Annotated in this window: 1 protein-coding gene; it reads left to right on the plus strand. The window is 57.9% G+C overall.

The features are described 5' to 3' along the window. Positions 1-707: serine/threonine-protein kinase (locus tag A3754_RS04390; protein WP_156496777.1), on the plus strand; the 707-nt coding region annotated here is incomplete at its 5' end. Between the last annotated feature and the right edge of the window lie 166 nt (positions 708-873).

Here is an 873-nt window from a genome sequence, read left to right on the forward strand (position 1 = left end):
TGCGCAATCCGCACTTGCTCCATGCCCTGCCCATGCCCGACGCGCCAAGCTGCCTGTATCAACACCTGGAATTTATCGACGGAGTGACCTTGAAGCAGTGGCTAAAGGAGCACCCGGACGCACCGGTTGAAGAGAAGCTCTATCTGGCCGACCAGTTACTTAATGGCATTCGCGCCCTGCACCGTGCCGATGTGATTCACGGCGACCTGAAACCGGACAACATCATGGTGGATACCGAGGGGCTGGTTCGTATTGTGGATTTTGGCAGCTGCCATTGCCGGGGCATGGAGCAACACACTGCCAGCATTCCTCTGGGCACTCGGCATTACAGTGCACCGGAGCTGGTGGAAGGCGAAGCGCCCAGCGAGCAGAGCGACCTGTTCTCCACCGCCGTCATTATTCATGAAATGCTCACCGGTGCCCTGCCCTGGCAGGGACGCTATGAAAAAGCCGTGCACCGCCCGCTGCCCCCCCTGCAGGGCCACAATGCGTTTATCCCCCTGTGGATCAACAACGTGCTGCAACTGGCGCTGCAACGGCAACCAAAGATGCGCTTCACCGACGCGGCGGAATTCCGTGACGCATTACGCCGCCCGGTACGCAGTAACAAACCGGTGGCCGACAGTAACATCCGGCAATTGAGAATGTGGAAAGGCGCGGTGGTCATTCTTGCGCTGTTGTTGTTGATCAGCGTCACGCTACGCTGACAAGCGACCNGGGAAGGCTGAGCTTGCCGGGTTAAGGAGCCTCTGAATAACTCCTTGCATGCTCAGTCTTTCAGGCTGGTTCGCAGTCTAGGCGCGCTTTTGAAGGTGTATGTCCATCCATCAAAAAAGTGCAACAACGAGTGCGGGCCAGCCTGAAAGACCCGAA

The organism is Alcanivorax sp. HI0083 (genome assembly GCF_001635175.1).